Genomic DNA, 24,293 nt, shown 5'->3' on the forward strand with positions numbered 1-24,293 from the left:
CGTTCTCCCGTGAAAGTCGTGTAATATCGATGATTTGCGGGGGCAACGGCTGGCTCTGAAGGGCGGCGCGAGGGGCGAGGCGACCGGGGCCCGGCCGCCCGCCAGCGTTGCGGCGAGGCGGTGCAGGAGAGCCCGGGCAGGATGACCGGGCTTCCTGGGGGCCGGAGCTAGAGCGGGCGCACCGGCAAGCAGAGCTCGCAGCGGAAGTTGTTGGTCTTGGGATCGTGGAACTCGCCCTGGTAGAGCTCGAAGCAGGGCCGATGGTCGGGCTGATAGCCGCTCTCAGGGAGCCACTTCCCGAAGAGCTGGTCCCAGGCGGCGCCGATCGCGTGCGCGTCGCCTACCCACGCGCCCGCGGCGTACTTGCCGCCGGCGATGTCGGTCACGTTGACGTCGCCGTCCGCCTTGAAGTCCTGCGGGATCACGATGGCGGCGTCGAGGCGGCACTTGGCAGGCTCGGTGACCTTGGGGTTGTCGTGCGCGATGTTGAGGCAGATGCGGTCCGGGGTCCATAGATCGCGGGCGCTCGCCCAGCGGACGAGCCGTTGCCAGGCCTCGCCGACGCTCCCTTCCGGGCCATAGGGGCCGATGTTTCGGACATAGGCAACGTGGTAGCTCGGCAGGGTCTTCACGGTCACGTTCATGATCTCCTCCTCGTCCTGGCGGGCGTCCGTGCCCGACGAGGAGGCATCTTGGTCGGGCGCGCAGGCCGCTGCTTTGCACGGATTGCGCTCGACTTGACCCGGATTGCGATCCGCTTGCCGCGCGTTGCGCGCGTCCGTGGCGCCACCGTTGCGCCACGCGGACGCGCTCATGCCGAAGCGCTCCTTGAAGGCGCGCGCGAAGGCGCTCGCCGAGCTGAAGCCGTTCTCGAGGGCGATCTCGAGGATGTCGGCGCGCGGCCGCTGCACGAGGTGGCTCGCCGCGGTCTCGAGGCGCGTCCGCTGGATGAACTCGCGAAGGTTCTCGCCCGTCATGGACTTGAACACGCGGTGGAAGTGAAACGGCGAGAACGCCGCCACAGCCGCCAGCGTGTCGAGGGAGAGGTCCTCTGCGCGATGGGCCTGGATGTAGTCGACCACGCGGTTGACCCGCCGCTGGTACTCGGCGCGGCTCCTGTCTGACGTTGCCACAGGCGGAGGGTAGCTGATGGCTGGTTGCAGAAAAAAGTGCCTCGGCGGCGACCGCACCCAGGTTGCCGACCGCCGACCGCACCCAGGTTGAGGTCGCCGCCGACCGCACCCGGGTTGAGGGGGGCACGACCGCACCCAGGTTGAGGTGATCGGGTTGCGACCGACGACGGTCGAGGCCAGGCGGGCGACCGCACCCAGGTTGCGCGCACCCACCCAGAGCGCGCGCCTCGGTTTGTGTGAGCCGGAGGTTCCGCGATCCAGCCGATGGCGCCAAGGCTAGCAGCCGTCGCTGCGACGGCCGTCGAGGTGGCGGACCACGTGGCGGCCGCCACCCGTCGCACCCGTCGCGTCGGCATAAGTCATTGAAATGATTGCTCACGATCCCTGGTACGGCATTTGTTTATATGCCCCGGCCATGAGCCAGCCTCGTGAGATCGCTCCCGGCGCCACCTACCTCATCACCCGTCGCGTCCTGCGCCGGCATCTCCTTCTCCGCCCGGATGCTGCCCTCACCCAGTTCCTGGTCTACGCTCTCGCCGTTTCGACCCGTCGATTTGGCATCGAAGTCCACGCTCTTTGCGCGATGTCAACGCATCTGCACCTCGTCGTGACCGATGTGCAAGGCGTTTTGCCGCGCTTCTTGCAGTTTTTTCACCGCATCGTTGCGCTTGGAACGAAGGTCCTCCGCACGTGGGAAGGACCGGTGTGGGACCACGAACCCACGAGCGTGGTGCGGCTGCTGACGCGCGCGGCTGTGGTGGAGAAGATCGCCTACGTCCTCGCGAACCCCGTAGCCGCTGGCCTCGTCCGCCACGCGCACGAGTGGCCGGGGGCCAAGTCGGATGTGAGCAAGCTCGGCGGTGGCGTGCTCCGTGCAGCGCGTCCATCGGTGTATCTTGATCCAGAGAATCGGCAGTGGCCGGAGGAAGTAACGCTTTCGCTCGCGCTACCACCCGCCATCGAGCACGACAACGCAGAAGGCTTTCGCCGTGAAGTCGCGGCCGAGCTTGAGCGGCAGGAAGCGCAAGCCCATGCAGAGTTGCAGCGGCAAGGGCCCCGAATATTAGGCATCAAAGGCGCCAGTACGGTCTCCCCTTACAGCCGCGCGACGAGCTTCGAGGCGCTGCGCGATCGCAATCCGACGTTTGCCGTCGGCCGTAACCAGGGCGATGCATGGCGAATCGCTGGTGCCGCTGTGCGAGCGTTTCGTGCGTCATACCGTGCGGCGCTCGAACGATGGCGTGCCGGGGTACGAAGCGCCGTCTTTCCGGCGGGCACGTGGTGGATGCGCATCTATCACGGCGCCAGCGTGGCGGACGTCGTGCTCACGATGTAGGAACCTCGGCGGTGCGTCACAGCGCCACAGCGGGGCGGGCTAAGGCGCCGTCGTGGGGAAGGTCCGTCTGGGGAAGGTGAAGCGAGCGGCGGCGTTCACGTGGCGCTGGGGATGCATTGCCGCGCTGGGCTCGCGCGAAGCCGCGTTAAGGTTGTGGCCGGCTGGGTCTGAGCGAATGGCACCTTGGGTGCCGGTGAAGTGGACCTGCCCAACCGATGGAGCGATCCGGCTGGGGCCATTCGGGTTGGGTTCGTGGCGGATGGTCGACCGAGCCAGGTCGTCTCAGCCCGGTTCGACCGTTTTCAACTGGCCCTCTTCACCTGGTCGGCCGATCTCCGGCAGGCCGCAGGCCTCAACCCGGGTCAGGCCGTAGGCCTCAACCTGCGTCGGGTCGGGGGGCCTTCGGCAGGCCGCGGGCCTCAACCTGGGTCGGGTCGTCTACTCGAGCTCCAGCTCGACGAGTCGGATCTCTCCCTCCAGGAACCCCGTCTCCCGGAAGTACGTCACGTACTCCACCCGCCCTCCTTCCCGCGCGAGCTCCGCGTGCACGAGCCCGGCATAGGGCCACGCCTCCGGGGTAGGCGGGACCTCGGCGGTGAAAACTACCGCGCTGTCCGACCATGGCCCCTCCGGCGCCCGCGCCGTCCGGAGCGAGATCTCCGACGATACCGGCTCGCTGTACAGCGCGATGTACCTGCCGACGTGCTCGTTCCAATGCACCGACATCATCGGTGCCCCCGCCATGACCGGCTCCGCCTCCTCATGGCCCTCCACCCAGCGCCCGTCCGAGAAGAACCGCCACGCGTCGCGCTCCGTTGCCTCCGCGAGCGCGGCGCGCGCGACGAGGCACGGGCACGTGAGACCCGAGCACGCGCAGGCGTAGGCGTAGAGCATCCCCTCGCGGACGAGCGCCGCCGACGTGAGTGATGGCTCATCCGCACCGAAGAGGAGCGTCGGATCCGCAGCGCCCGGGCGTACCTCCGGGCGTGCGAGGGGCGCATCGAAGCTCTCCCAGACCGCGATCGACGAACCCATCATGTCGAAGTCGAACGCCCCGAGCCGCCCCGTCACCTTGCTGTAGAAGACGAGCGCACGGCCGGTCGCCTCGTCGACGACGATGGGGCCCGGCCACAGCGCATAGCGCGCTCCGCAGTCCTCCTCGCACGTCTCCTCCGCCCGAGGGTCGGAGTGCGCGAGGTTGAACGCGAGCTCCTCCTCGGTGAACGGCAGGAACTCCCGCGGCGCGCCGGCCGCGTCGAGCGGCTCGGTGAGCGACGAGAGCCCATCCGACGCATCCAGATCCTCGGTCGCGCAGAAGGTGCTCGACCTCCACAGCGCTCCGTCTTCCCCCGGCATCTCCAGGGTCGTGTCGCCGAACACCCACGCCGAAAGGGCGCCCCACCGCGCGCTGTAGCCGCCGTCCCGCCCTCGAATCGCCGGGGCAAACTCCAGCGCACCCAGGTCGCGCACCGCGCGCACCGCAGCCTCGGGCGCGTCCCCGCCACACCCGGCGCACAGGAGAGCGAACCCGGCGGCTCCCATGGTCCTTCGATAACGCATGCGCGCGAGGGTACCATGGGGAGCCAGAACGCCGCCGCTGTCGGCGTCGCTCCGCCGCCGGACCACACTCGACCGCGGCGCCGACGGGCCGCCGCGCGCGCGAGGGCTCTGGCGGGGAGGATGGCGGCGATCCGCAAAAGGCGAGGAAAGCTACTCCGCTGCTCGGCTCACGGTCCGGAGGAACACCATGTCACCGCCGCTATCAGATCTGCCGGCAGGCGGCAGCGCAGCGGCGGCACTCGTCAGCGCACGTCTTCATCTGCGTATCACCAGTGAGCTTATCGCAGCTCGCCGCGCACTGTTCGCAGAGGCTCGCGCACACGCTCATCATCTGGGTGATCTGCGGCGAGCTGCGCAGGAGGAGCTTCGACGTCGCCTCGCAGATGTCGGCGCAGTCCTGGAGCAGCCGCATGTGCGGGGCGCTCACGTGAGAGCCTCCCATCTCGAGGCAATACTGAGCCGCGTGCGTGCAGATCGAACCACAATCCTGGGTGAAACGGGCCACCTCCCGGAACGATCTGTCCCCCGGAAACTTGATCATGAGAACCCCCTTGACCCAACTGGCCGCATCTCGCCGCGAGTAAGCCTCGCGACAAGGCGGCAACTTCGGTATCTGGAGGGTGCATGGATTCGATGGCTTTCGCATGTCGGGCCATCCCGCATATAGGCCTCGGAACAGCGACCGACGCGGAGACCGCCGTGCCCTGAACGCGCCCCGCGAACAGCCGGGACGCCGCGAGACATGCGCGAACGCCCCGCCCGAACGGCTGTTCCCGCCCTGGTCGCTCTCTCTGCGCGACAGCGCGACACCACGACATGCTAGCTCGCGATCGACGCCCGGACGTCGACGGTCAGATCGGCGAACCGCACCGGAGCGGCTGGATCGAGCAGGGTGGCGGTCCGTCAGGACCGTGCCTGAACACTAGCACCCAGGCGCGCGGCAGATACCCATCTTCAGACGGGCGATCTCCTGGAGCTCCTCGGCGATCTCGAGCGTGCGCATCGCGGCGGCGCGCGCGAGCGCCTGGGCCTCCTCGGTGACCGCGAGGCGCGTGAGGAGCCGCCGGCCCATCTCGTGGTGATGGCCCTCGTCCGGCTGGATGACCTCGCGGTAAAGGCGCGCGGTCTCGGCGTCGCCTTGCGACTCGCAGTAATCGATGAACGCCTGGTTGTGCACCTTCGCGAGCGCCTCCCGCGTGAACTGGCCCGCTGCGACGCGCTCGACCGTGGAGCCGAGCCCCTTCAAGTACCCGAACATCGGCGTGGGCGGCCCGAACTTCGCCGGGATTGCGGCGGGGTCGACGCCGAGCGCGCGGAGCCGCTCGGCGATGAGCCGGTAGTGCCTCGCCTCATCGCCGCACTGGCGGGCGAGGGCGAGCTTCACCTCCACGTCGGTCTCGGTGGTGAGCCAGAGCGCAGCCTCCTCGGTCGCCTCGAGCTCCTTCTTGAGCGCGGTCGCGAGCAGCGCCGGGATGCCGACGCCGCTCGCCGGCTCCGCCGCGCGGGCCGCTGCGCCGATGTGGGCGAGGCGCTCACCGACCTTGCGGTCGAGCTCGTCGAGGAATTCCTCTGGCTTCATGCGGGACATGATGGGCGCGCCCCGTGCGGCGGGTCAATAGGCCGCGCTTCCGGCGGCCAGGTGGGTGTACCCTCCTCGAATGGCCTGGTGCTTCCTGCCGTCGTGGATCGATCTCGAGTCGGTCTCGATCTCGTTCGACCTCCCCGCTCGCACCGTCCTGAGGCGCACCGGAATCGCCGCGCTCGCCACGTCGAGCGCGACGGCGCTCCGCCTGACGCTCGCGCCGGCGCTCCTGCGGATCACCTTCGAGCCGTACCTCGTCATCAACCTGCCGCCGCCGCTCGGCGACATGGGGCTCCAGCAGGTCGAGTACGACTTCCGTTCAGGCGCGATGACGCCCAACGTCTTCTACACGGGAGGGCTCGTCCAGGTCGGAAAGGGATCGGCGGAGGACGAGGCGCGCGCCTTCATGCGCGGACTGGTCACGTCGACGCCCATGGCCATGCCCCCGTACGACCCCACCCGCGATCCCGATCTCGTCGTGACGGTGCGTCAGGTGCTCTCGAACCTCGAGTCCGGCAGCAGCACGGCCGTGCGGGGCGCCCGCTTGTCCGCGCGGCTGACGCTGCACCAGGAGCTCGCGGGCGGGGTGGGCTCGGACGGGTTCCGCATCCCGGCCGGCGCGATGATCGCGGTCAGCGTCGATATCGAGGGCACGCGGCAGGAGATCGAGACCGCGCCGCGCGTGCAGCGCATCGAGGTCGACTGCTCCTCGGCGGTGCTCCACAAGGGGGGAGTCGACCAGGCCGACGTCCGTCGCTTCGTCGTGAAGCGCGGCGGCGAGATCGCCGTCGAGCGGGTCGAGCCGCTCGGCGCGGCACGCCAGGCAGCGGGCGCCGAGTCGCTCGTGCGCCTGTTCGGCGCCCTGGTCGCGGGCGGCGGCGTCGCGCTCGACCCGCAGCGCCTCGGGCCGAGCGCCGTGGAAGGGCTCGTCAAGGAAGAGATCGCGCGCGCCCTGCGCCCCGCGCTCGTCGAATGGGTGCAGCAGAACGCCGACGTCGTCGTGGGGATGGACCTGCGGCAGGTGCTCGGGATACCGGCGGAGGGAGGCGCCGTGGCATGACGACGGAGAGCGCAGGCGCTCGGAACGTGCGCGCCGCGCTTCTCCGGGCGTCGAGCGCCCGAGGGGTGTTATAAGCTCCGGAATGCGACTCTCCGCGATCCACATCTATCCCGTCAAAGGTTGCCGGGGCCTCGCGGTCGACGCGGCCGCCGTCGACGCGCTCGGCCTCGCCGGCGACCGGCGGTTCATGATCGTCGACTCCGAGGGAAAGCCCCTCACGCAGCGCCCGCTGCCGCGCATGGCGCTCATCGAGACGCAGCTCTCCGAGAGCGCGCTCACGCTCGGCTTCGCCGGCCGGCCGCCGATCTCCGTGCCGCGCAGGGCCGAGAGCGCGCGCCTGCTCACGGTCGAGGTCTGGAGCAGCAGCGGCCTCCTGGCCGAGGATTGCGGTGACGAAGCCGCCGCGTGGCTCAGCGGCGTCCTGGAACACCCGGCGCGTCTCGTCCGCATCGGCGAGGCGTTCCGGCGGCCCGTCCTCAAGGCCTCGGTGGCAGGCCCGGAAGACGTCGTGTCGTTCGCCGACGAGTTCCCGCTGCTCGTGATCTCCGAGGCCTCCCTCGCCGATCTGAACGCTCACCTCGAGGGCCGGAGCGCCGCGCCGTTGCCGATGGATCGCTTCCGGCCCAACCTCGTCGTGAGCGGCTGCGCTGCCTTCGACGAGGACCGGTGGGGCCGCGTCCGCATCGGAGACCTCGTGCTCCGCGCCGGCGGCCCGTGCGCCCGCTGCGTCGTCACCACGACCGACCAGCTCACCGCAGAGCGCGGCCCGGAGCCGCTCCGCACGCTGGCCACGTACCGGCGCGACGCGCAGAAGCCCAGCGACGTGAACTTCGGACAGAACTACATCCAGGAGACGAAAGCCGGCGCGTTGCGCGTGGGGGACGAGGTGACGGTCGTGTGACCGAGCGCCCGAACGGCTCCTGCGTGGCGGCTCTTCAGGTGTCGCGGCGGCTCCGGGGAGGGCATGCGGCGGGCCTGCCTGCGTGGCGCGGCGCGGTCGTGATACAAAGGGCCCATGAGAAAGCACGCGCTTCGTTCATGGATCGTCTCGCTCGCCGTTGTGACCCTGCTCTCCTTCGTGTCGCTCGGAAGCGCGTACGCCGGGGAGGCGGAGAAGAAGCTCGCCCTGGAGCTCACGCACCTCGTGATGCCGAAGGACGTCTACAATGCGCTCCTCGATCAGCTGATGACCAACATGGGAGCCTCGATGCAGCAAGCGGGCGCGAAGATCTCGGCCAGGGACGCCAGCAAGCTGAAGGCGGTGGTCGCCGAGGTGCTGCCGTACGACGAGCTCGTCCAGTGGAACGTCGAGATCTACGCGGGGAAGTTCACCGCCGATGAGCTGAAGGAGCTCATCAAGTTCTACGGCACCCCGGTCGGAAAGAAGGCCGCGAAGCTCCTCCCGGAGATCAGCGGCGAGGTGGGGAAGAAGGTCGGGACGGTCATCGTCCAGCGGATGCCCGCGGCGATGAAGAAGGCCGGTATCCAGTAGAGAGCGCGGCGCTCGGCGGTGCGCTTTGCGCGCTACCGCCTCTGGGCCAGGAAGCCGGCGACGGCGTCGAGCAGCGCCCGCGGCTCGTCAGAGCGCACCCAGTGGCTGCTGCGCTCGAAGATACGTAGATCCGCGCCCGGGATGAGCCGCGCGATCTCCTCCGAGAGATCGGGTGGGCAGATCCAGTCGTGCCGGCCGGCGATGACGAGCGTGGGCACCGCGATCTCGGGGAGGCGCGGCGTGAAATCGAATCTCCGCATGAACCCCTCCAGGCCGACGTTCCACGCGTCGACGTTGTAGATGGTGCGCGCGCGGGCCTCGGCCGCCTTCTGTGGATCGAAGGTGGTCGAGTAGAGCGGCCCCATGATCTGGAGGAGGTCGGCGAACTGCTCGTCGCTCTCGAGCTCGCCGGCCCAGAGGCGTTCGCACGCCGCTCTCTGCTGCTCCGTGCCGCGCTCCACGACGATCCGCTTCGCCCGGTCGATGAGACGATGGCTGGCCGCCGTGGCCACCAGGATGAGATGAGAGATGTTCCGCTGGTATTCGAGCGCATAGGCCATGGCCACCATGCCGCCATAGGAGGTGCCCATCACCACGATACGATCGAGGCCGAGGTGCAGGCGCAGCGCCTCCATGTCCTCGACGTTGTTCTCGAGGGTATACGTTTCCTTTGGCCCGCGCGCGGAGCGGCCCTGTCCGCGATGATCGAAGTAGACGAGCTGCGCCTGGTCGGCGAGCGGCGTCATCCCTCCCTTGTGCGAGGAGTGATCTGCGCCAGGTCCGCCATGTACGACGAACATCACCGGCTTTTCGCGCATCCGCGGGCCGTCGGGGACGAGGCCCATACCCTCGATGTCGAAGTAGAGCTCGGTGTCTCGGATCCTGGCGCGCACCGCGTCAGGGTATCCGATCGCGGGGCGCGGTGGCGCGGGCGTGGGGTGCGTAAGGAGTAGCAGTGGAGGCGCAGCTTGTTGCCGGGGCAGCAGGGATCGCCGGGGCGCTGTCGCGGCCGGTCGCCGTCAGGCGACGCCGTGTCGTGCCAGCCAGTCGAGCTGGCGCTGCCAGGCGTCGGCGGCGGCTTCCGGCCTGTAGCTCGGCCGGTAGTCGGCGTAAAAGGCGTGCGGGACGTCAGGGTAGACCCGGATCTCGGACTGCGCGGCGCCGGGCGCGCTGCCGGTCTCGGAGGCGGTACGGAGCGCCTCCTGCAGCGCGGTGACCGTCGGGAGGGGGATGCCCTGGTCCTGTCCGGCATAGAGGCCCAGCACGGGCACCTTCAGCGCGCTCGCCACGTCGATCGGGTGCTTGGGCTGGGCCTCGGTCCGATCGCCGGTCAGGCGTCCGTACCAGGCCACGGCCGCCTTCAGCGCCGGGTTGTGCGCGGCATACAGCCACGTGATGCGCCCGCCCCAGCAGAAGCCGACCGCGGCCGCTTTGCGGACGTCGGCCTTTCCGGAGGCTTCGGCGAAGGCCACGCTCGCATCGAGGTCCGAGAGCACCTGACGGTCGGGCACGCGGCCCGCCAGAGCCCGGAACTCGTCGACGGTGCGGAGGTGGCTGGGGTCGCCTTGCCGAACGAACAGATCCGGGGCGAGGGCGTAGTAGCCGCGGTGCGCGAAGCGACGGACCACGTCGCGGATGTGCTCGTGGACGCCGAAGATTTCCTGGATCACCAGCACCAGAGGGAAGGGGCCACCGGAGGCGGGGTGGGCGCGGTAGCCGGGGAGGTCACCGGCGGGCGCGGGAAGGGTGATCGCGCCGGCGATGAGTCCGGCGTCGTCGGTATGGATGGGCTTCGGAGCGTTGCTCTCGGCGATGGGCGTGGAGGTGGTCATGGCGGGCGCCCAGCAGCCTCCGTGCCATGGACCGACCCGACCCAGGTTGAGGTTCCGACCCGACCCAGGTTGAGGTTCGAGGCTCTGACCCAGGTTGAGGTGCCGGAGGTTCCGACCCGAGGCTCTGACCCAGGTTGAGGTTCCGGACCCAGGTTGAGGTTCCGACCCGACCCGGGTTGAGGTTCGAGGCTCTGACCCAGGTTGAGGTGCCGGAGGTACCAGCGACGGAGCCGCAGCTACCCTGCAGCGCGCGCACCCTCGCCGGCGACGGCCTGCGGCCGCCATTGCGCGACGTTGCCGGTGCGCTCGGCGAAGAATTCCCGCGTGCGCCGCCACGAGAGCTGCGCCGCATCGGCGTGGTACGCCGGCCGCGTCTCGTTGAAGAACCCGTGGCGCGTCCCAGGGTACACGAACGAGATCAGCTCCCGCCCCGCAGCCCTGAACGCCTCCCCCACCGCTGGCGCCCTCGGGGTGATCGCTGGATCCTCCTCCGCATAATGCACCTGCAGCGGAAACCGCACGTTCTTCACCTGCTCCAGAGCCGGCGACTGCCCATAGAACACCGCGCCCGCCGCGAGCGCCACGCCTGCGACCGCGAGCTGCCCCACGAGCCCTCCGCCCAGCGAGAACCCGACGGCGGCGACGCCCCCAGACCGCACGTCCGACCGGCCGACGAGGTGCGCCGCCGCCGCCCTCGCGTCGGGCAGGTACGTCGACGTGTCGCGGTTACCGAACCAGGCGAACACCTTCTTCAGCCGCTCCTGCTCGTCCGCCGGCAACCGCGCGACCACCTCGTCGCGGTCGGCCGCGCGCAGCAGGCTCACCCCCCGGGCCACCTCCGCCTCGGTGAAGGTCCGGTGCATCGTGTCGTGCGAATACAGGTTCGGCGCGAACGCGAGGTACCCTTCCTGCGCGAAGCGCCTTGCCAGCTCGATCGTATGGACGGTGAGCCCCAGCCCCTCGTGGAGGATCAGCACCGCCGGCGCCGGCGAGCGCCCGCCCGACGCCGGGCGGACCTGCACCGCCTCCACCGGCCCGTGGGGCCCCTCGAACGACGTCCTCTCGACGCCTGCGCTCGCGGCGCTCATGCCTGCACCTCGGCCTCGGGCGCCTTGTCCTTGCGGGCGGGCTTCAGCTTGCTCGGCGGCCGCTTGCCGAACGGCTCCCCGGCCACGATCTCGGAGCGGACCCCGTCGACCCCCACCGGGATGTCTCCGGTCAGCGTCACCCGGTAGAGGACGCGCTCGACGTCGAGGTGCCCGAGGTCCTGTGGCCCCAGGTGCGCCGTGGCCCGGTTGTCCCAGAACGCAATGCTGCCCGGCTCCCACCGGAACCGCACCGTGTACGCCGGGCGGCTGATCTGCTCGAAGAGCAGGTCGAGGATCGCGCTGCTCTCGCGCGCCGACAGCCCGACGATGTGGCTGGTGAAGCCGGGGCTGACGAACAGCGCCCGCTCGCCGGTCTCGGGGTGGACGCGCACCACGGGGTGGATCGAGATCAGCGGGTTCTCGCGCACCTTGCGCAGGTACGGGCTGTCCTGGTCCTGCGGCGCGAACCGCAGCCCGAAGCGGTGCTCCGCCCGCAGGCCGTCGACGAGCACGCGCAGCGGCGCGGACAGCCCTTCGTAGGCTGCCACGAGGTTCGTCCAGGTCGTGTCGCCGCCGTAGGGCGGCAGGATATGCGCCCGCAAGATAGACGCCGCCGGCGGGTTCACGGCCGCGGTGACGTCGGTATGCCAGCGGTTCTCGTAGCTGAAGCGCCTGCCATAGCGGCGATCGTAGCGGCGGCTGTCGATGGCGAGGATCTCCGGGTGCTCGTCGAACGGCTCGTCCTCGTGCGGATGGGCGTAGGTCACCTCGCCGAAGCGCGCGGCGAAGGCGATCTGCTCGGCGTGGCCGAGCGGCTGGTTCCGGAAGAAGACGACCTTCCACTTCAGCAGCGCCGCGCGGATGGCCGCCACGGCCTCGTCGGGCAGCGGCTTCGAGATGTCGCCGTGGATCTCGGCGCCGATGTGCCCTGCGAGCGGCTTCACCTGGATGGCTTGATCGGATGCTCTCTGGCTCATGGGTCTCCTCCGCGTGGTTCCCCCGCCACGTCCTTCGTGACGGTCGGTATGCGGGCGCCGTGCCAGGCCGCGAGCGGCGGCGCGCGCGTGGGGATAGAAGGGGCGGGGCGCGTTTGCGGAGGTTCGTTTGGCGGGGGACCGAGGTGGCCGGGGCATCGTGACGTCGCCGCCCGCGGCGAGCGCGTCGAACACCTTCGTCCTCTCCGCGTTATCGCCGAAGTGCAAGCAGACCTCGGTGTCGCTCCCCTTCGCGGCCGGCGTGCCGGGCATCGTGTCGCTGACCATGATGACGCCAGGACCGATGTGCAGCGTGGCGTGGATGATCCGGTCCTTGCTCTCGGGAGATGGGTTGTCGCCCGGCACATCGCCGAAGCGCATCACGCCCTCACACTTCGCCCCGAGCGCGCTCTCGTAGAGCTTGATGGCCCTCTCGGCGGTTCCGTCGAACATCAGACAGCGATCCAGGCGCTTGAACGACATGGGTGTGCCCCCGTGCGGCCCAGGAGCGAGCGGCGTCGCTCCGGGAGCGATGTCGATGCGTCGACTCTTTGAGGAGCTCCAGAACCTCCGTCGTCGCGGAGATGACGCGGCTGACGAGCGGGAGGGGCGTCCCGGAGGCGTCAGTCCACTGCCGCCGTCACGATCCACGCGGCGCTTGCCATGCGCACGCCCCCGGGGCCGTCGTGCGGCGCGACCGCCTCGCGCACGGCGGCCCGCACGCGGTCGACGACCTCCGGCGTGGGGCTCGCCTCGCGCAGCGCCGCGGCCGACGGGCCCATCTGCAGGAGGAAGTCCACGGTCTCATCGAGCGACCTCCCGCCCGCCACGAGGAGCTCCCGATCGAGCGGCTCGTGATGGATCCGGACGAACCCCGCGCGCGACAGGATCTCCCGGACGCGCGCGGCGTCGGCGAACGCGAACGGGCCTGGCGCGTGCGGCTCGGCCTGCGGCATGGGGATGTGCCGGGCCGTCGCCATGGCCGGCACGTGCAACCAGGGGTTCTCCTGGAGCGGCCGCCAGCAGACGAACGCGAGCCGCGCGCCGCCCCGCAGCGCCCGCCGGAGGTTCGCGAAGGCCGCCTCGGGCTCGGTGAAGAACATGACGCCGAAGCGCGAGTAGAGGACATCGAACAGCCCGGGCAGCGCCGCGGTCTGCGCGTCCGCGTTCTCGAAGACCACGCGCGCGGCGCCTGCCGCCCGCGCGTCCTCGCGCGCCCTCTCCAGCATCGGCGCGGAGATGTCGACGCCGAGCACGGATCCGCCCGCGCCGACGCGCCGGGCAAGCTCGAGCGTGGTGTCGCCGAGCCCGCAGCCGACGTCGAGGACGCGCTCGCCCGCGGCGATCCCCGCGCGATCCATGGCGAGGACGCCCAGCGGCCGGATCGACGCCGAGATGGCATCGCCGAGGGCCACCCATTTCGGTCCGCCGACCTCGTTCCAGTAACGGATCTGCTCGGCGTTCGGTCCGGCAACCTCGATCATTCTTCGAGCTCCTTTCGATTTTCGGCTGGGTACGCGCGACCCGCTCGTGCAAACGGCGCGACGTCATTCGCTTCCCTGCGGCGCCACCACGATCTCCGTCCGCAGCCGGACGCCGCGCGCGCCCTCGGCGGTGCCCCTGAGGGGCGCGACGTCATCATAGTCGCGTCCGTAGCCCAGCACGATGTGCCCGGGCGCGCCCAGGCGCCCGAGCGTCGGATCGAGGTCGTGCCAGCCGCCCGACGGCAACCACACCGACGCCCACGCGTGCGAGGCGCGCGCCGGCGCCGAGGCGGAGCCGGCCACGTAGCCGCTCGCATAACGCGCCGCGAGGCCCATCGATCGCAAGCACGCCACGGCGAGGTGCGCGAAGTCCTGGCAGACGCCGCGCCGGAGCTCGCAGAAGACGGCGATGCCGGTGTCCGCGGCGGTGACGCCTGGGGTGAAGGTGAAATCCCGTCGGATCTGGTCGACCAGCCCCTCCAGCGCGCCGCCGAGCGGGAGGCCTTCCCGGAAGCACCCCCGCGCGTAGTCCGCCATCGCGCCGCTCCGCGGCGCGCGCGCCGTGCCCTCCACGAGCGCGCGCAGCGCCGGGTCCTCCGCCGCGGCGGCCGCCGTGCGCGCCGCCACCGCCCGCCAGTCGTCCCCGAGATCGCCGGCGCCGCCCGCCGCCTCCTCGCAGAGGCGCACAACGCTGAGGGCCGTGACATCGATCGCGCCGAAGCTCCCGCAGATCTCTATCCGCGCGCAAAGGTTGCCGAAGGCGTCCTCCTCGACCCGCCTCGATCGCGGCAATGGCCGCACCACGAGCTGGTGAAACTCGACCGCTTGATGCGGCAGCGCGCGCGGGGTGAGGTGCGCCTCCAGCCGGCACGCGACCGCGCCCTCGGCCCCGAGCTCGTACCGGCTGCGGTGAACCACGCGGTAACGACGCGCCGCCACGTGGACCCCCTCCGCCAGCCGCGCGGCCCCTCAGCCGCTCACCATCACCTTCGCCTGCGACGGCGCGACCTGCACGCCCATGGGCATGTTCGGGCTCTTTCCGTTCTGCGCCACCGCGCACGCGTGGAACACGACCGGATTGCCCTCGGCCTTCACCTTCGCCGAGAAGCTGCGGAACATCGCCTCGCCCTTGATCTTGCCGCTCACGACGCCGCCGGCAGCGCCCGCTTCGTCGCCGGTCGACATCGGGATCTCGCTCTGCTTCGTGAGCACCGGCTTGCCCCCCACCAGCACCTTCAGGGCGCAGGTGCTCGGGAGCGCCTGGTTGCACATCGCCACGTTCGGGTACGGCAGCGGCACCGGCGGACCAGGCGGCGCAGGGGTCTTGCACGTGTCCGGCATGGCCTGGCAGATCCCGGCCTGCGTCGTGGTCACAGGGAACATCGCCGCGTCCTCCTACCCCAGGTTGATCCGCTGGCCATCGATGCTCACATCCTCGCGCGCGTCCACCGATACCTCGCGCCCGCGCAGCTCGATCACGTCCTCGACCAGCGCGCGCACCCGCCCGGCGCGGAGCTGGTGCAGCTCGCGCACCTCCTGGAAGAGATCCCCCGCCCGCGCGATCACCCGCCCGGCGATCGACTCGATCTTGCCCACGGTGGTGTGCGCCCGCTCCAGCACCGCGGTGAGCGCCCGCCCCTCATAGCGCGCCTCGGCGATGCGCACGTCGCCCCGCTCGGCGACGGCGGCGAGCGCCTCTCCGGCCACGGTGACGCGCCCGGGCGCGACCTGCACCGTCGCGCCGCGCTCGCCGGCGCGCGCGCTCAGGGTCGCGCCGCTCCGGCTCGTGATCGCGACCTCGCCGGCCGCCCAGCAGCGAATGGCGCCGCCCGCCACGAGATCGATGTCGCCCCCGGGCGCCGCGAGCGAGAGGCCGCCCGCCGCGACGAGGCTGCCCCGACCGGTCTCCGCGTCGTACTCGAAGAGCAGCCGGCCGGCCCGGTCGTGCACCGCGACGACCTCGTGGCCGTCGCGCTCGACGATCGACGCCGAGGCGCCCGCGCGCGCCACGATGCGCAGCGGGCGCTCCTCTAACGGCGCGCGCGGCGCGCACGGCGCGCCGTCGCGGAGCCCCTCGGGGCGCGCGTCGGAGGGCGGGGGCTCGACGGGGAGAGCAGGGAGGGCAGCGGTGGGCATGGCGGTGGTCCTCGGGTCGTGGCTTCGCGGCCGTCGTCGGCCGTTCATAACAGCGTGGGCGGGCGCCAGTCCTCGGCGCGGGCACGCTCCGGATCGGTCCCGCGGGCGCCCTCGCGCTTCGCGCCGTCCCAGCGCGCGTGCGCGGTGGCCGCCCGGTGCAGGTTCACGCCGCGGCAATCGGCGCCCGACAGATCGGCGCCCGTCAGGTCGGCGTGCGACAGGTCCGCGTCGACGAGCGAGGCGCCCTCGAGCCGCGCGCCGCTCAGATCCGCCTTGCGCGCCATCGCCTCGTCGAGCCGCGCGCCGCCGAGATCGGCGCGCGCGAGCGCGGCGCCGTCAAGGCACGCCCGGGAGAGATCCGCGCCGGCGAGCCGCGCGCCCCGGAGGTTGGCGCCGGTCAGGTTCGCGACCCCGAGGCGCGCCGAGACGAGCGAGGCGCCGCCCAGCTGGGCGCCGGCCAGGCTCGCTTGCACCAGATCGGCCCCGTCGAGCCGCGCGTCCCGGAGGTCCGCGCGCGACAGGTCGCAGTCGCGGAGCACCGCGCCCGAGAGATCCATCCCGCCGAGCTTCGCCTCGACGAGCGAGCTCCTCGCGAGCCGCGCGCCGGCGAGCCGCACGCCCCGGAGATCGAGCCCGAGCAGCGAGGTCCCCTCGAGCGAGGCCCCCCCGAAATCCGCGCCGGAGAGGGCGGCGCCGGCGAGCTGCGCGCGCTTCAGCGTGGCGCCGTGCAGGCGCGCGCCGGACAGGTTCGCGCCGCGGAGGCGCCCGCCCGCGATGCGCGCCTCGGAGAGATCGGCGCCCGCGAGGTCGGCGTCCGAGAGATCGACGCCGGTGAGCTCGGCCCGGGCGAGGCGGGCGCCCGGGAGGCGCGCGCGGCGCAGATCCGCGCCGTCGAGCGCGGCGTCCTGGAGCGACGCCTCTGCGAGATCGGCGCCCGTGAGCTCGGTCCCGCGCAGCGCGGCGGCCGCGAGCAGCGCGCCGCGCAGGCGGGCGCCGCGCAGGCGCGCGCCCGAGAGATCGCAGCCCGACAGGTTGGCGCCGGTGAGGTCGGCCCCCTCGAGGCCGGCGCCGTCGAGCCGGGCGCCGTCGAGGTTCGCGAGCTCGAGCACGGCGCCCCCGAGGTCGGCCCCGCTCAGCGTGGCGCCAGTGAGGCGCGCGCCGCGCAGCGACGCGCCGCGCAGCGACGCGCCGCCGAGCGCCGCGGACGGGAGCTGCGCGCCGCCGAGATCGGCCGCGTCGAGCTTGCAGCCGCGCAGGTCGAAGCCCGACAGGTCCGCGCCGGCGAGGTTCGCGCCCGTGAGGTCGCCGCCGGCGAGGTCGCGCGGGAGCGCCGCGCGGCGGAGGTCCTGGTTCGGAACGCGGAGCCCGCGGACGAGGCGCGCGCGCGACAGGTCGAGCGCGCCGAGCGCGACGCCGATGAGCGTCACGGCGGCGAGCTCGGCGTCGATGAAGCTCGCGCCCGCGAGCGCGCAGCGGTCGAGCTCGACCTCGCGGAGCGTCGCGCCGTCGAGGCGCGCGCCGTCGAGGGCGCACTCCGCGAGCGCGGCGCCGGTCAGCGTCGCGGCCGAGAGATCGGCGCCGGTGAGGTCCACGCCCTCGAGCCGCGCGCCCGACAGATCGGCCCCGCGGAGCGACGCGCCGGCGAGCGACGTGGCCCCGGCGGCATACCCCGCGTACCCGGCGGCGCGCAGCGCCTCGACGGACTCGGCGCCGAGGTCGCGATCGGCCTCGAGCGGCAGCGTCGCGGCCGCGGCGTCGCGGGTGAGCCGCGCGTGGCGCGCGAGCACCGCGCGCTCGAGGCGCGCGCCCGACAGATCGGCCCCGCGGAGCGTGACGGCCAGGAAGACGGCGCCGGCGAGCCGCGCGCCGGCGAGCCGCGCGTCGCTCAGGTCGACGCCGTTGAAGAGCACGCCCGAGAGATCGCGGCCCGCGAGGTCGACGCCGCGCAGGTCGAGGCCAACGATCATCGGCGGATCGAGCGGTCCGGCGTCGAGGCGCGCGAGGAGATCTTCCTTGTCCTGCGCGAAACCCGCGGAGGTGGCGGCGGCGCCGGTCACGTCGCGCCTCGATCGCTCGTGAGCAGTGTGGACGCGAGCTGCGCGTCCTCCAGGTCGGCGCCCTCGAGCCGCGCCTGCCACAGGGCGGCCTCGTACAGCCCGGCGCCGCGCAGGTCGGCGCCGCGCAGGTCGGCGGCCTCGAGGCGAGCCCCGTGCAGGTTCGCCTGCTCGAGGCGGGCGCCGCCGAGCCGCGCCCGCGTCAGGTCGGCGCCCGCCAGGTCGGCGCCGCGCAGGTCGGCGCCGCCGAGCTCGGCCCGGTCGAGATCCGCGCGGCGCAGGCTCGACAGCGCGAGGTCGGCGCCCGTGAGGTCGGCGTGCATCCAGCGCGAGCCGTCGGCGCGGGCGCCGCGCGCCTGGGCGCGCGGCAGGCGGGTGTGCTCCGAGGCGCGCAGCCCGCGCAGGTCGGCGCCGCGCAGGTCGACCGCCTCGCCGTGCGCCCCCTCGAGGCTCGCGCCCTCGAGCGCCGCGCCGCCGAAGGACGCGCGGTCGAGCGCCGCGCGCGCGAGGCGGGCGCCGGCGAGCTGCGCGCCGTCGAGCCGCGCCCCGGTGAGGTCGGCCTCGAGGAACGAGGCGCCGGCCGCGGCCGCGCCGGTCAGGACGGCCCCGCGCAGCGTCGCGCGGTCGAGGCGCGCCTTGCCGAGCGCCGCGCCGGTCAGATCGGCGCCCGCGAGGTCGGCGCCGGAGAGGTCGGCGTCGTTCAGCCTGGCCGACGGGAGCCACGCGCCCGCCATCCTGGCGCGAGCGAGCGTCGCGCCGTCGAGGTCGGCCCCGGCGAGGCGGGCGCCGGTCAGGTCGGCGCCGACGAGCAGCGCGCGCGCGAGGCTCGCCTCGCTGAGGTCGAGCCCCGACAGGTCGAGCCCCGAGAGATCGGCGCCCGCCATGCTCTCGCGGATCGACAGGCAGAGTTCCACGCGCTCGCGCGTCCACGGCGCCGCGCGCTCCGTGGCTGCCCGGTCCCGCGCCTCGTCCTCGCGGTCCAGCGCGTCGAGCTGCGCCGGGTCGTGCCCCCCGGCCTCGAGCGCCTTCTTCATCTGCTCGCGGCTCTTCCGCTGGATCTCGTCGAGCTGCGCCGGATCCCCGCCGAGCTTGCCCAGCCACGCCTCGAGCTCCGCGCCGGGCGGGCGCGGGCCATTGACCGACGCGCCGAGCGAGGCCACGAGCACCGCGGGGGCGCCGCCCCGCTCGAGCGTCGCGCGGATCTGCGCGAGGAGCTCGGCGTCGTCGACGCCGGCCAGGGGAGACGCTCCGTCGTTGTCGTTGCCGGGCGGCGCCGCCGCGGCGGGCGCCTCCGCCACGGCAGGGCGCGCCTCCAGCAGCGCGAGCGCGAGCCGCTCGCGGTAGCGCGCGGCCGCGACGCGGCCCTCGCCGAGCGGCTCGCTCTCGAGGAGCACGTGCCGCACCTCGGGGTGGTCCTCGGCGGAGACGGGCGCGTGGCCGCGCCACACGAGGATGAGCGCCTCGGCCTCCATGTCGACCCGGACCGTGTCGAGGTGCAGCTGCACCTCGCGGAAGCGCTCCGCGCCGCCCGCGAGCTCGTCGAGGAAGCAGCGCATCCGGACGCCGGGGAGCCGCGCGCGGTACTCGCGGCGCGCGCGGTGCAGGTTGTGGCAGACGATTTCCTCGTCGCCGCGCGGGTACTCGGCCTGGAGCGCCGGCACGGCCGCGTTGAAGTGGCTCCAGTCGAAATCGTCGGGGAAGAAGGGCCAGCGCTGCTTCAGCCAGCGCTCGTCGTAGGTGCCGAGCTTGCTCGCGCGCAGCGCCCAGGCGGCGGCGAGCGGCCCGAAGCCCGCGGGCGGCGGCCGCGCCGCGGGCGAGTCGACCGGCGCGCGCGGATCCTCGATGTTCGGCAGCGGCCGTCGCCGGAGATCGCGCTCGCTCGGGTCGAACATGCCGCGCCCCGCCGGGTTGGCCGCGAAGCCCGGGCCCCCGAAGGCGCGGCCATAGCCGAGCGGCATCTCGACGAACGGCTGCGGGTCGGTGCGCTTGCCGGCGGCCGGGTCGGTCCAGTACCGGTCGCCGGTCACCTGCAGCGCGAGCGACGCCTTGCCGACGGCGAAGCTCACCGGCAGGGAGCTGACGGGCCGGCGGCCGGGCGCGTGGGCCTTGCCGGTCAGCAGGAGATCCGCCTTCGGCTTGAAGGGGGCGAAGTCGGACGCCTGGAGAAGCGCCCCGCGCGGATCGTCGCCCTCGTGCACGTCGCCGAGCGGCGGCTCCGGGGCGTCGGCGGGGATCGCCGGCGCGCCGGGCACGAGGCGGTAGGTGCCCTTCGCGATCAGGCACAGGGCCCATTGCGGGGGCCGGATCTGCCAGGCTACCGCGGCGAACGTGGTGGGGGTGTGGTTGATGATCTTCATGGCAGCTCTCGACGCGCGCAGGCCGCGCGCCCGCCGAGCGGGCTCCTCCTAGAGCGCGTGGAACTGGGCGCCCTGGATGAGGGCTCCCGCGGCGTCGATCTGGACCTGGTGGCCGCCGAACCTCAGGACGGAGGACGCGGCTGTGCTGCTCAGCTCCAGCTTGGCGGTCCCAGTTCCGGCGATCACGCTCGTCGCGTCGATCCTGAGGCTGCTGGGACCGCAGGCGAGCTCGATCGCGGCGGGCTCGATCTTGATGTACGCGCCGGCCAGCCCGCCGCAGCGCAGCAGGAGCTGGGTCGGCTCGATGATCAGCTCGGCGTCGTTCAGCGGGTTCGCGTGGGCGAGCTTGTGGACCAGGTACGTTCCGACGAGCGCCCCGAGCGTCGCGATGCCCCACGTCGCGCCCGTGAGCCCGCCGCCCTTCTCGAGATCGTCCTTGCCCGCGGAGGCGCCGAGCGGGCCCGCCACCGCGCCCAGGGCGCCCGCGGCCACGGCGGCTGCCCACGGCTTCGCGGCCTCGACCGTCGGGGCGTCGGTGCTCCGCACGCGCAGGTGCACCTTGGAGCGCGCCTTGATGTCCTGCTCGTCGGCCGTGGTGAGCTTCTTCGTGCTGCCGAACTCGAGCACCGGGCCGTACGCGATGTTGCAGCTCATCCCGGCCGTGATCCCCGTGTTGAGCCCGAGGAAGACGTTGCCGTTAACGCCCGCCGCGATGCTGTAGTTCCCGCCGAGGCTCGCCCCGAAGTTGATGCCGGTGAAGAAATTCGAGTTGTCGCCGTACGTGAGGTTGACCGTCGAGACGTGGCTGCGCTGCGTCTTCCGCCAGCCCTGCCAGTCCTTGCTGAACGTCATCGAGTAGAAGTCCGCGTCGAAGATGCCGAGCGTCCGGTTCGGGATGACGAGCCGGTAGTTCCCGAGGACGACGTCGGTGCGGTTGCCCGTGGTGACCGACTGGTAGTCCCCCTGGGTCACGACCGTGCGGTTGCCGTCCGTATGATCGTAGACGCCGTCGCTCGCCGCCCAGCCGAAGTGCGCGGCTTTCCCCTTGTCGCTTTCGTTCGAGCTCGTGTCGTAGCCGTTGTCGAGGCTCGACCACGTCCAGCCGCTGTCGCCGAACCCCGCGGTCGGATCGAGCCGCGCGGACTCGGTGAACGTGCCGGCCGCCGCGGTCGCCCGCTCGCCGTAGCGCAGGTAGCTGTACTTCCCGTCGCTGTGGGGGACCGCGATGCGGATCCAGTCCTCCGCGCTGCTCGCGGTGGTCGTCATGTCGTCCTGGCCGAGCTGCTGCTCCATCGGCAGCGCGCCCTCGGCGCTGGCACGCGTCGCCGCGCTCTCAGCGCCGGCGCGCGCGCGCCCGAAGCCGCCTCCCATCTCGACCATCGCCCCGTTCGGCATCCGGATGCGGCCGCGCCCCTCGTCGGCGCTCGTGACCACGCGGCTCTTCGCGTTGGGCACGACGCCGGTGATCACCGGCCGCTCGGGGTCCCCGCCGACGCCGGTCCACAGCACCTCGGCGCCCTTGCGCAACGTGAAGTGCATGCCCTCGTCGGCCCCGCCGTAGGGCGTCGCCAGGCGCATCGGCACCGAGCCCTGCGCCTCGGCCGCGCCGCTCAGATCGAACGGCATCACCACGCGGTAGCGCCCCTCGGCGTCGACCGCGGCGATGCCCTCCGGGCCGCGCGCGTCGACGTGGGCGACCATCGCGCCCTCGAGGCGCGGCCTCGGCGTGGCGCGCGGCGGGCGGTAGCGCGTCGAGGCCGGGATGGCCTCGAACTCGCAAGCATAGCGCGGCTCGTCGCCCGCCCCGGCGCGGTGCACGGCGCGCGTCACCAGGTAATCGCGGTTCCAGTCGGCCCGGAAATGGCCGGAGAGCCCGAGGCGCTCGCCCGCGGCGAGCGGCGCGCCGATCGCGCCGTCGTACACGGTCGCGCGGCAGCGCAGCTCCTCGGCGCGCACGGCGGCGAGCGCGGCGCCCTCCTCGGGCGCCGCGAACGAGCCGCCCTCGTCGACGAGCAGCCCGAAGCCGCGCGCGTCGACCTCGGCCTCGGCCTCCAGCGGCACCTCGGGCGTGCGCTCGTTGTAGTCGAGCAGCACGAGCGCGCGCGGCGACATCCGGCGCCGGCAGCGCAGCGCGCGCACCCCTCCGGCCTCCCCCATCGCGGCCTCGACCGCGCCCCGGAAGCCGTCGGGGTGGTCGCAGAGGACGAGCCGCTCCGCCCCCCCGCGTGGCTCGATGAAGTAGCTGACGCCCGCCTGCTCCAGCTGCCGCGACACGAAGTCGAGCGCGCTCTCCTGGTACTGCACGGCGTGCTCGCGCGGCGGATACGCCCGCTCGAGTCGCCGCTCCACCTCGATCCCGAGGCCGCTCCCGGCGATCACCGCCTCCACCAGGTCCGGCACGCTGAGCCGCTGGTAGATGCGCGTCTGCCGCGCGAGGCCCAGCAGGGCGAGGCGCGGCACGAGCACGACCCGGTAGGCGTACTGATCGCCGCCGAGCGCGCCGCCCTGCTCCACCTCGGCCACGACCCCCGGGACCGCGCGGCCGGCGAGAGCGAGCTCCCCGGCCGCGCCGACGAGGTCGTCGAGCGGCAGCGCGGGATCGGGCGACGCGAGATCGATCTCGAAGCGGTACGGGCGCGACAGCGCCTCCTCGCCGCGGAGCCCCAGCACCGTGAACGCCCCGGCCGGGGCGGCCTCGGAGCGGAAGTGGATCCCGACCGTCGTGGGCTTCGTCATCGCTTCTCCGAGATCTCGAGCATGGCGCCGGACGCCGTGGTGATGCGGCTCTGGTTGGCGTTGCGGGCCGTCACGGGCGACGGCGCGAGCGGGTTGAACATGGCCCCGAGGATCACCGGGCGATCCGGGTCGCCGTTGGCGAACGCCACGAGGACCTCGGTGCCCGGGCGCAGCGGGAAGTGCATCCCGTGGCCCACGCCGCTGAAGGGCTGCGCCATCCGGACCGGGCGCGAGGCCTTCTGCTCGCCCGGCTCCGCCGTGTCGAAGTGGAGCTGGACCGTGTAGCGCCCCTCGGCGTCGAGCTGAGCGACGCCGTTCGTCTTTCCCCCGTGCCCCGGCTGCACGATCCCCGTCACCACGCCGGAGATGCGCGGCCTCGGCGTCCGGCGCGGCGGCCGGTAGGCGACGCGCGCCGGGATGGCGCGGAATGCGTTCCTGTAAAAGGGGCTCTGCTCGCCGGCGTCCTTGAACGCGGGGAACCTCGCCTCGTGCTCCACCTCGACGAGGAGCAGCTCCTCGGGCTCCGGAAAGCGCGGGTGCTCGATCAGGGTCACGCGCCGCCCGGCGGACAGCGCCGCGCGGCTGGCCTTGCCCTCGTACACGCGCTGCCGCGACAGCCGCTCGTCCGCCCGGATCTGCGCCAGCTTCCCGGCCTCCTCGGGCGTCTTGACGTGGCTGCCGTACTCGACCACGCCGCCGCCGTCGCCCGAGCCCAGGCTGGCGTAGGCCGTCAGGTCGAGCTGCGGTGCGCGGTAGTTGTAGTCCTGCACGACGTAGCTGGTGGGCACCAGGTCGGTCGTCACCTCGAGGGCGAAGATGCCCGCGGCCTCGCCGCGGGCGCGGAAGGGCACCGTCTCCGCGCCCGAGGCGGGGCGGAAGCCGGACGGGTGGTCGGTGAAGACCATCCTGTCGCGGCCACCCTCGTGCTCGAAGAAGAAGCTGATGCCGACGTGCTCGGCCAGGCGGCTGATGAACGCGAGATCGCTCTCGCCGTACTGCACGACGAACTCGCGCTCGGGGTAGCTCTCGAGCAGCCGCAAGTCGACGTCCTCGGAGCCCAGGCCGTGCCGCTCGAGCTTGCTCCGGAGGATGTCGGGAACGCTGCGGTCCAGGTAGATCTCCTGCGTCTCGACGAGGGTGAGCCGGAACGCGCGCGGCACGAGGCGCAGGCGGCAGGTGGCGCGCTCGGCCAGCGGCTCCAGGCGGTCCCGGATCGGACCCAGCACGCCCGAGACGCGGCGGATCTCCTCACCGTCGGCCTCGAAGACCAGGCTGACCTCGGCGCCGGGCGCGGCGTCGGCCGGGAGCTCGCGGCCCTCGTCGATCACGACGTCGAGGTCGAACGAGAAGAGCTGCGAGATCGCCTCTCGCCCGGAGAGCTCGCGGACCTTCACGTGGTCCCACGGCCCCCGCTCTGACTCGATGCGAACGCTCAACGTCCCGGAGGCTTCCTTCATCGCTCGTTCTCC

20 protein-coding genes are annotated in these 24,293 nt (G+C 72.5%); 4 read left to right on the forward strand and 16 right to left on the reverse strand.

Translation table 11 applies throughout. The features are described 5' to 3' along the window. Positions 1 to 167 precede the first annotated feature (167 nt). Positions 168 to 1,133: an AraC family transcriptional regulator gene (locus WME73_RS00520; protein WP_437743604.1), complete on the reverse strand. Its 966-nt coding sequence runs from the start codon at positions 1,131 to 1,133 to the stop codon at positions 168 to 170. Between the two features lie 415 nt (positions 1,134 to 1,548). Here WME73_RS00520 and WME73_RS00525 point away from each other — a divergent pair, with 415 nt between their 5' ends. After that, positions 1,549 to 2,469 (forward strand): transposase, encoded by a 921-nt coding sequence (locus WME73_RS00525; protein WP_437914401.1) that lies wholly within the window; start codon positions 1,549 to 1,551, stop codon positions 2,467 to 2,469. Positions 2,470 to 2,907: 438 nt separating this feature from the next. Here WME73_RS00525 and WME73_RS00530 read toward each other — a convergent pair whose 3' ends face one another. From WME73_RS00530 to WME73_RS00540, 3 genes are all read right to left on the reverse strand, one after another. After that, positions 2,908 to 4,029 (reverse strand): DUF4185 domain-containing protein, encoded by a 1,122-nt coding sequence (locus WME73_RS00530; protein ID WP_437914402.1) that lies wholly within the window; start codon positions 4,027 to 4,029, stop codon positions 2,908 to 2,910. A gap of 202 nt (positions 4,030 to 4,231) precedes the next feature. Further along, positions 4,232 to 4,570 (reverse strand): four-helix bundle copper-binding protein, encoded by a 339-nt coding sequence (locus WME73_RS00535; RefSeq protein ID WP_437297157.1) that lies wholly within the window; start codon positions 4,568 to 4,570, stop codon positions 4,232 to 4,234. Positions 4,571 to 4,951: 381 nt separating this feature from the next. Next, a complete protein-coding gene (locus WME73_RS00540; protein WP_437914403.1) occupies positions 4,952 to 5,608 on the reverse strand; it encodes a ferritin-like domain-containing protein in 657 nt (218 codons plus the stop codon). A 79-nt stretch (positions 5,609 to 5,687) separates the two neighbouring features. Here WME73_RS00540 and WME73_RS00545 point away from each other — a divergent pair, with 79 nt between their 5' ends. The 3 genes from WME73_RS00545 (at position 5,688) to WME73_RS00555 (ending at position 8,163) form a co-directional block, all read left to right on the forward strand. Then, a complete protein-coding gene (locus tag WME73_RS00545; RefSeq protein WP_437914404.1) occupies positions 5,688 to 6,671 on the forward strand; it encodes a hypothetical protein in 984 nt (327 codons plus the stop codon). A gap of 82 nt (positions 6,672 to 6,753) precedes the next feature. Continuing rightward, positions 6,754 to 7,572, forward strand: a complete 819-nt coding sequence (locus WME73_RS00550) for an MOSC domain-containing protein (RefSeq protein ID WP_437914405.1) — start codon at positions 6,754 to 6,756, stop codon at positions 7,570 to 7,572. Between the two features lie 114 nt (positions 7,573 to 7,686). Then, positions 7,687 to 8,163, forward strand: a complete 477-nt coding sequence (locus WME73_RS00555) for a DUF2059 domain-containing protein (protein ID WP_437743609.1) — start codon at positions 7,687 to 7,689, stop codon at positions 8,161 to 8,163. A 32-nt stretch (positions 8,164 to 8,195) separates the two neighbouring features. On the opposite strand, the gene WME73_RS00560 is transcribed toward WME73_RS00555, so the two are convergent. The 12 genes from WME73_RS00560 to WME73_RS00615 form a co-directional block, all read right to left on the reverse strand. Beyond that, a complete protein-coding gene (locus tag WME73_RS00560; protein WP_437743610.1) occupies positions 8,196 to 9,056 on the reverse strand; it encodes an alpha/beta fold hydrolase in 861 nt (286 codons plus the stop codon). Between the two features lie 126 nt (positions 9,057 to 9,182). Beyond that, entirely contained in the window at positions 9,183 to 9,995 is an 813-nt protein-coding gene (locus WME73_RS00565) for a dienelactone hydrolase family protein (RefSeq protein ID WP_437914406.1), read from the reverse strand. Between the two features lie 236 nt (positions 9,996 to 10,231). After that, complete coding sequence (locus tag WME73_RS00570) at positions 10,232 to 11,083, reverse strand: dienelactone hydrolase family protein (protein WP_437743611.1); 852 nt, start codon at positions 11,081 to 11,083, stop codon at positions 10,232 to 10,234. Further along, positions 11,080 to 12,060 (reverse strand): TauD/TfdA dioxygenase family protein, encoded by a 981-nt coding sequence (locus WME73_RS00575; protein ID WP_437917525.1) that lies wholly within the window; start codon positions 12,058 to 12,060, stop codon positions 11,080 to 11,082. Before WME73_RS00575 ends, WME73_RS00570 begins: the two co-directional genes overlap by 4 nt. 620 nt (positions 12,061 to 12,680) lie before the next feature. Then, positions 12,681 to 13,541 (reverse strand): class I SAM-dependent methyltransferase, encoded by an 861-nt coding sequence (locus tag WME73_RS00580; RefSeq protein ID WP_437743612.1) that lies wholly within the window; start codon positions 13,539 to 13,541, stop codon positions 12,681 to 12,683. A gap of 63 nt (positions 13,542 to 13,604) precedes the next feature. Then, the gene (locus WME73_RS00585; RefSeq protein WP_437743613.1) at positions 13,605 to 14,480 is read right to left on the reverse strand and encodes a transglutaminase family protein; all 876 of its coding nucleotides are present in this window, start codon (positions 14,478 to 14,480) and stop codon (positions 13,605 to 13,607) included. A gap of 30 nt (positions 14,481 to 14,510) precedes the next feature. Then, on the reverse strand, positions 14,511 to 14,924 hold the full coding sequence (locus WME73_RS00590) for a DUF4150 domain-containing protein (protein ID WP_437743614.1): 414 nt from the start codon (positions 14,922 to 14,924) through the stop codon (positions 14,511 to 14,513). Positions 14,925 to 14,936: 12 nt separating this feature from the next. Next, complete coding sequence (locus WME73_RS00595; RefSeq protein WP_437743615.1) at positions 14,937 to 15,677, reverse strand: DUF3540 domain-containing protein; 741 nt, start codon at positions 15,675 to 15,677, stop codon at positions 14,937 to 14,939. A 44-nt stretch (positions 15,678 to 15,721) separates the two neighbouring features. Then, positions 15,722 to 17,734 (reverse strand): pentapeptide repeat-containing protein, encoded by a 2,013-nt coding sequence (locus tag WME73_RS00600; RefSeq protein ID WP_437914407.1) that lies wholly within the window; start codon positions 17,732 to 17,734, stop codon positions 15,722 to 15,724. Beyond that, positions 17,731 to 20,088, reverse strand: coding sequence for a DUF2169 domain-containing protein (locus tag WME73_RS00605; protein WP_437914408.1), 2,358 nt, complete (start codon positions 20,086 to 20,088; stop codon positions 17,731 to 17,733). The genes WME73_RS00600 and WME73_RS00605 overlap by 4 nt, the downstream gene beginning before the upstream one ends. A 48-nt stretch (positions 20,089 to 20,136) precedes the next feature. Beyond that, a complete protein-coding gene (locus WME73_RS00610) occupies positions 20,137 to 22,824 on the reverse strand; it encodes a type VI secretion system Vgr family protein (protein ID WP_437914409.1) in 2,688 nt (895 codons plus the stop codon). Next, entirely contained in the window at positions 22,821 to 24,281 is a 1,461-nt protein-coding gene (locus WME73_RS00615; RefSeq protein ID WP_437743619.1) for a type VI secretion system Vgr family protein, read from the reverse strand. Before WME73_RS00615 ends, WME73_RS00610 begins: the two co-directional genes overlap by 4 nt. Positions 24,282 to 24,293: the final 12 nt, after the last annotated feature.

The sequence above is a fragment of the Sorangium sp. So ce302 genome, assembly GCF_051530145.1.
Lineage (GTDB): Bacteria > Myxococcota_A > Polyangia > Polyangiales > Polyangiaceae > Sorangium > Sorangium cellulosum_B.

Excerpts from the sequence above, each read along its gene's own strand:
- WME73_RS00525 (WP_437914401.1), top strand. The coding sequence starts at position 1,549 with ATGAGCCAGCCTCGTGAGATCGCTCCCGGCGCCACCTACCTCATCACC.
- WME73_RS00530 (WP_437914402.1), bottom strand. The coding sequence starts at position 4,029 with ATGCGTTATCGAAGGACCATGGGAGCCGCCGGGTTCGCTCTCCTGTGC.
- WME73_RS00535 (WP_437297157.1), bottom strand. The coding sequence starts at position 4,570 with ATGATCAAGTTTCCGGGGGACAGATCGTTCCGGGAGGTGGCCCGTTTC.
- WME73_RS00540 (WP_437914403.1), bottom strand. The coding sequence starts at position 5,608 with ATGAAGCCAGAGGAATTCCTCGACGAGCTCGACCGCAAGGTCGGTGAG.
- WME73_RS00545 (WP_437914404.1), top strand. The coding sequence starts at position 5,688 with ATGGCCTGGTGCTTCCTGCCGTCGTGGATCGATCTCGAGTCGGTCTCG.
- WME73_RS00550 (WP_437914405.1), top strand. The coding sequence starts at position 6,754 with ATGCGACTCTCCGCGATCCACATCTATCCCGTCAAAGGTTGCCGGGGC.
- WME73_RS00555 (WP_437743609.1), top strand. The coding sequence starts at position 7,687 with ATGAGAAAGCACGCGCTTCGTTCATGGATCGTCTCGCTCGCCGTTGTG.
- WME73_RS00565 (WP_437914406.1), bottom strand. The coding sequence starts at position 9,995 with ATGACCACCTCCACGCCCATCGCCGAGAGCAACGCTCCGAAGCCCATC.
- WME73_RS00570 (WP_437743611.1), bottom strand. The coding sequence starts at position 11,083 with ATGAGCGCCGCGAGCGCAGGCGTCGAGAGGACGTCGTTCGAGGGGCCC.
- WME73_RS00575 (WP_437917525.1), bottom strand. The coding sequence starts at position 12,060 with ATGAGCCAGAGAGCATCCGATCAAGCCATCCAGGTGAAGCCGCTCGCA.
- WME73_RS00580 (WP_437743612.1), bottom strand. The coding sequence starts at position 13,541 with ATGATCGAGGTTGCCGGACCGAACGCCGAGCAGATCCGTTACTGGAAC.
- WME73_RS00590 (WP_437743614.1), bottom strand. The coding sequence starts at position 14,924 with ATGTTCCCTGTGACCACGACGCAGGCCGGGATCTGCCAGGCCATGCCG.
- WME73_RS00595 (WP_437743615.1), bottom strand. The coding sequence starts at position 15,677 with ATGCCCACCGCTGCCCTCCCTGCTCTCCCCGTCGAGCCCCCGCCCTCC.
- WME73_RS00605 (WP_437914408.1), bottom strand. The coding sequence starts at position 20,088 with ATGAAGATCATCAACCACACCCCCACCACGTTCGCCGCGGTAGCCTGG.
- WME73_RS00610 (WP_437914409.1), bottom strand. The coding sequence starts at position 22,824 with ATGACGAAGCCCACGACGGTCGGGATCCACTTCCGCTCCGAGGCCGCC.
- WME73_RS00615 (WP_437743619.1), bottom strand. The coding sequence starts at position 24,281 with ATGAAGGAAGCCTCCGGGACGTTGAGCGTTCGCATCGAGTCAGAGCGG.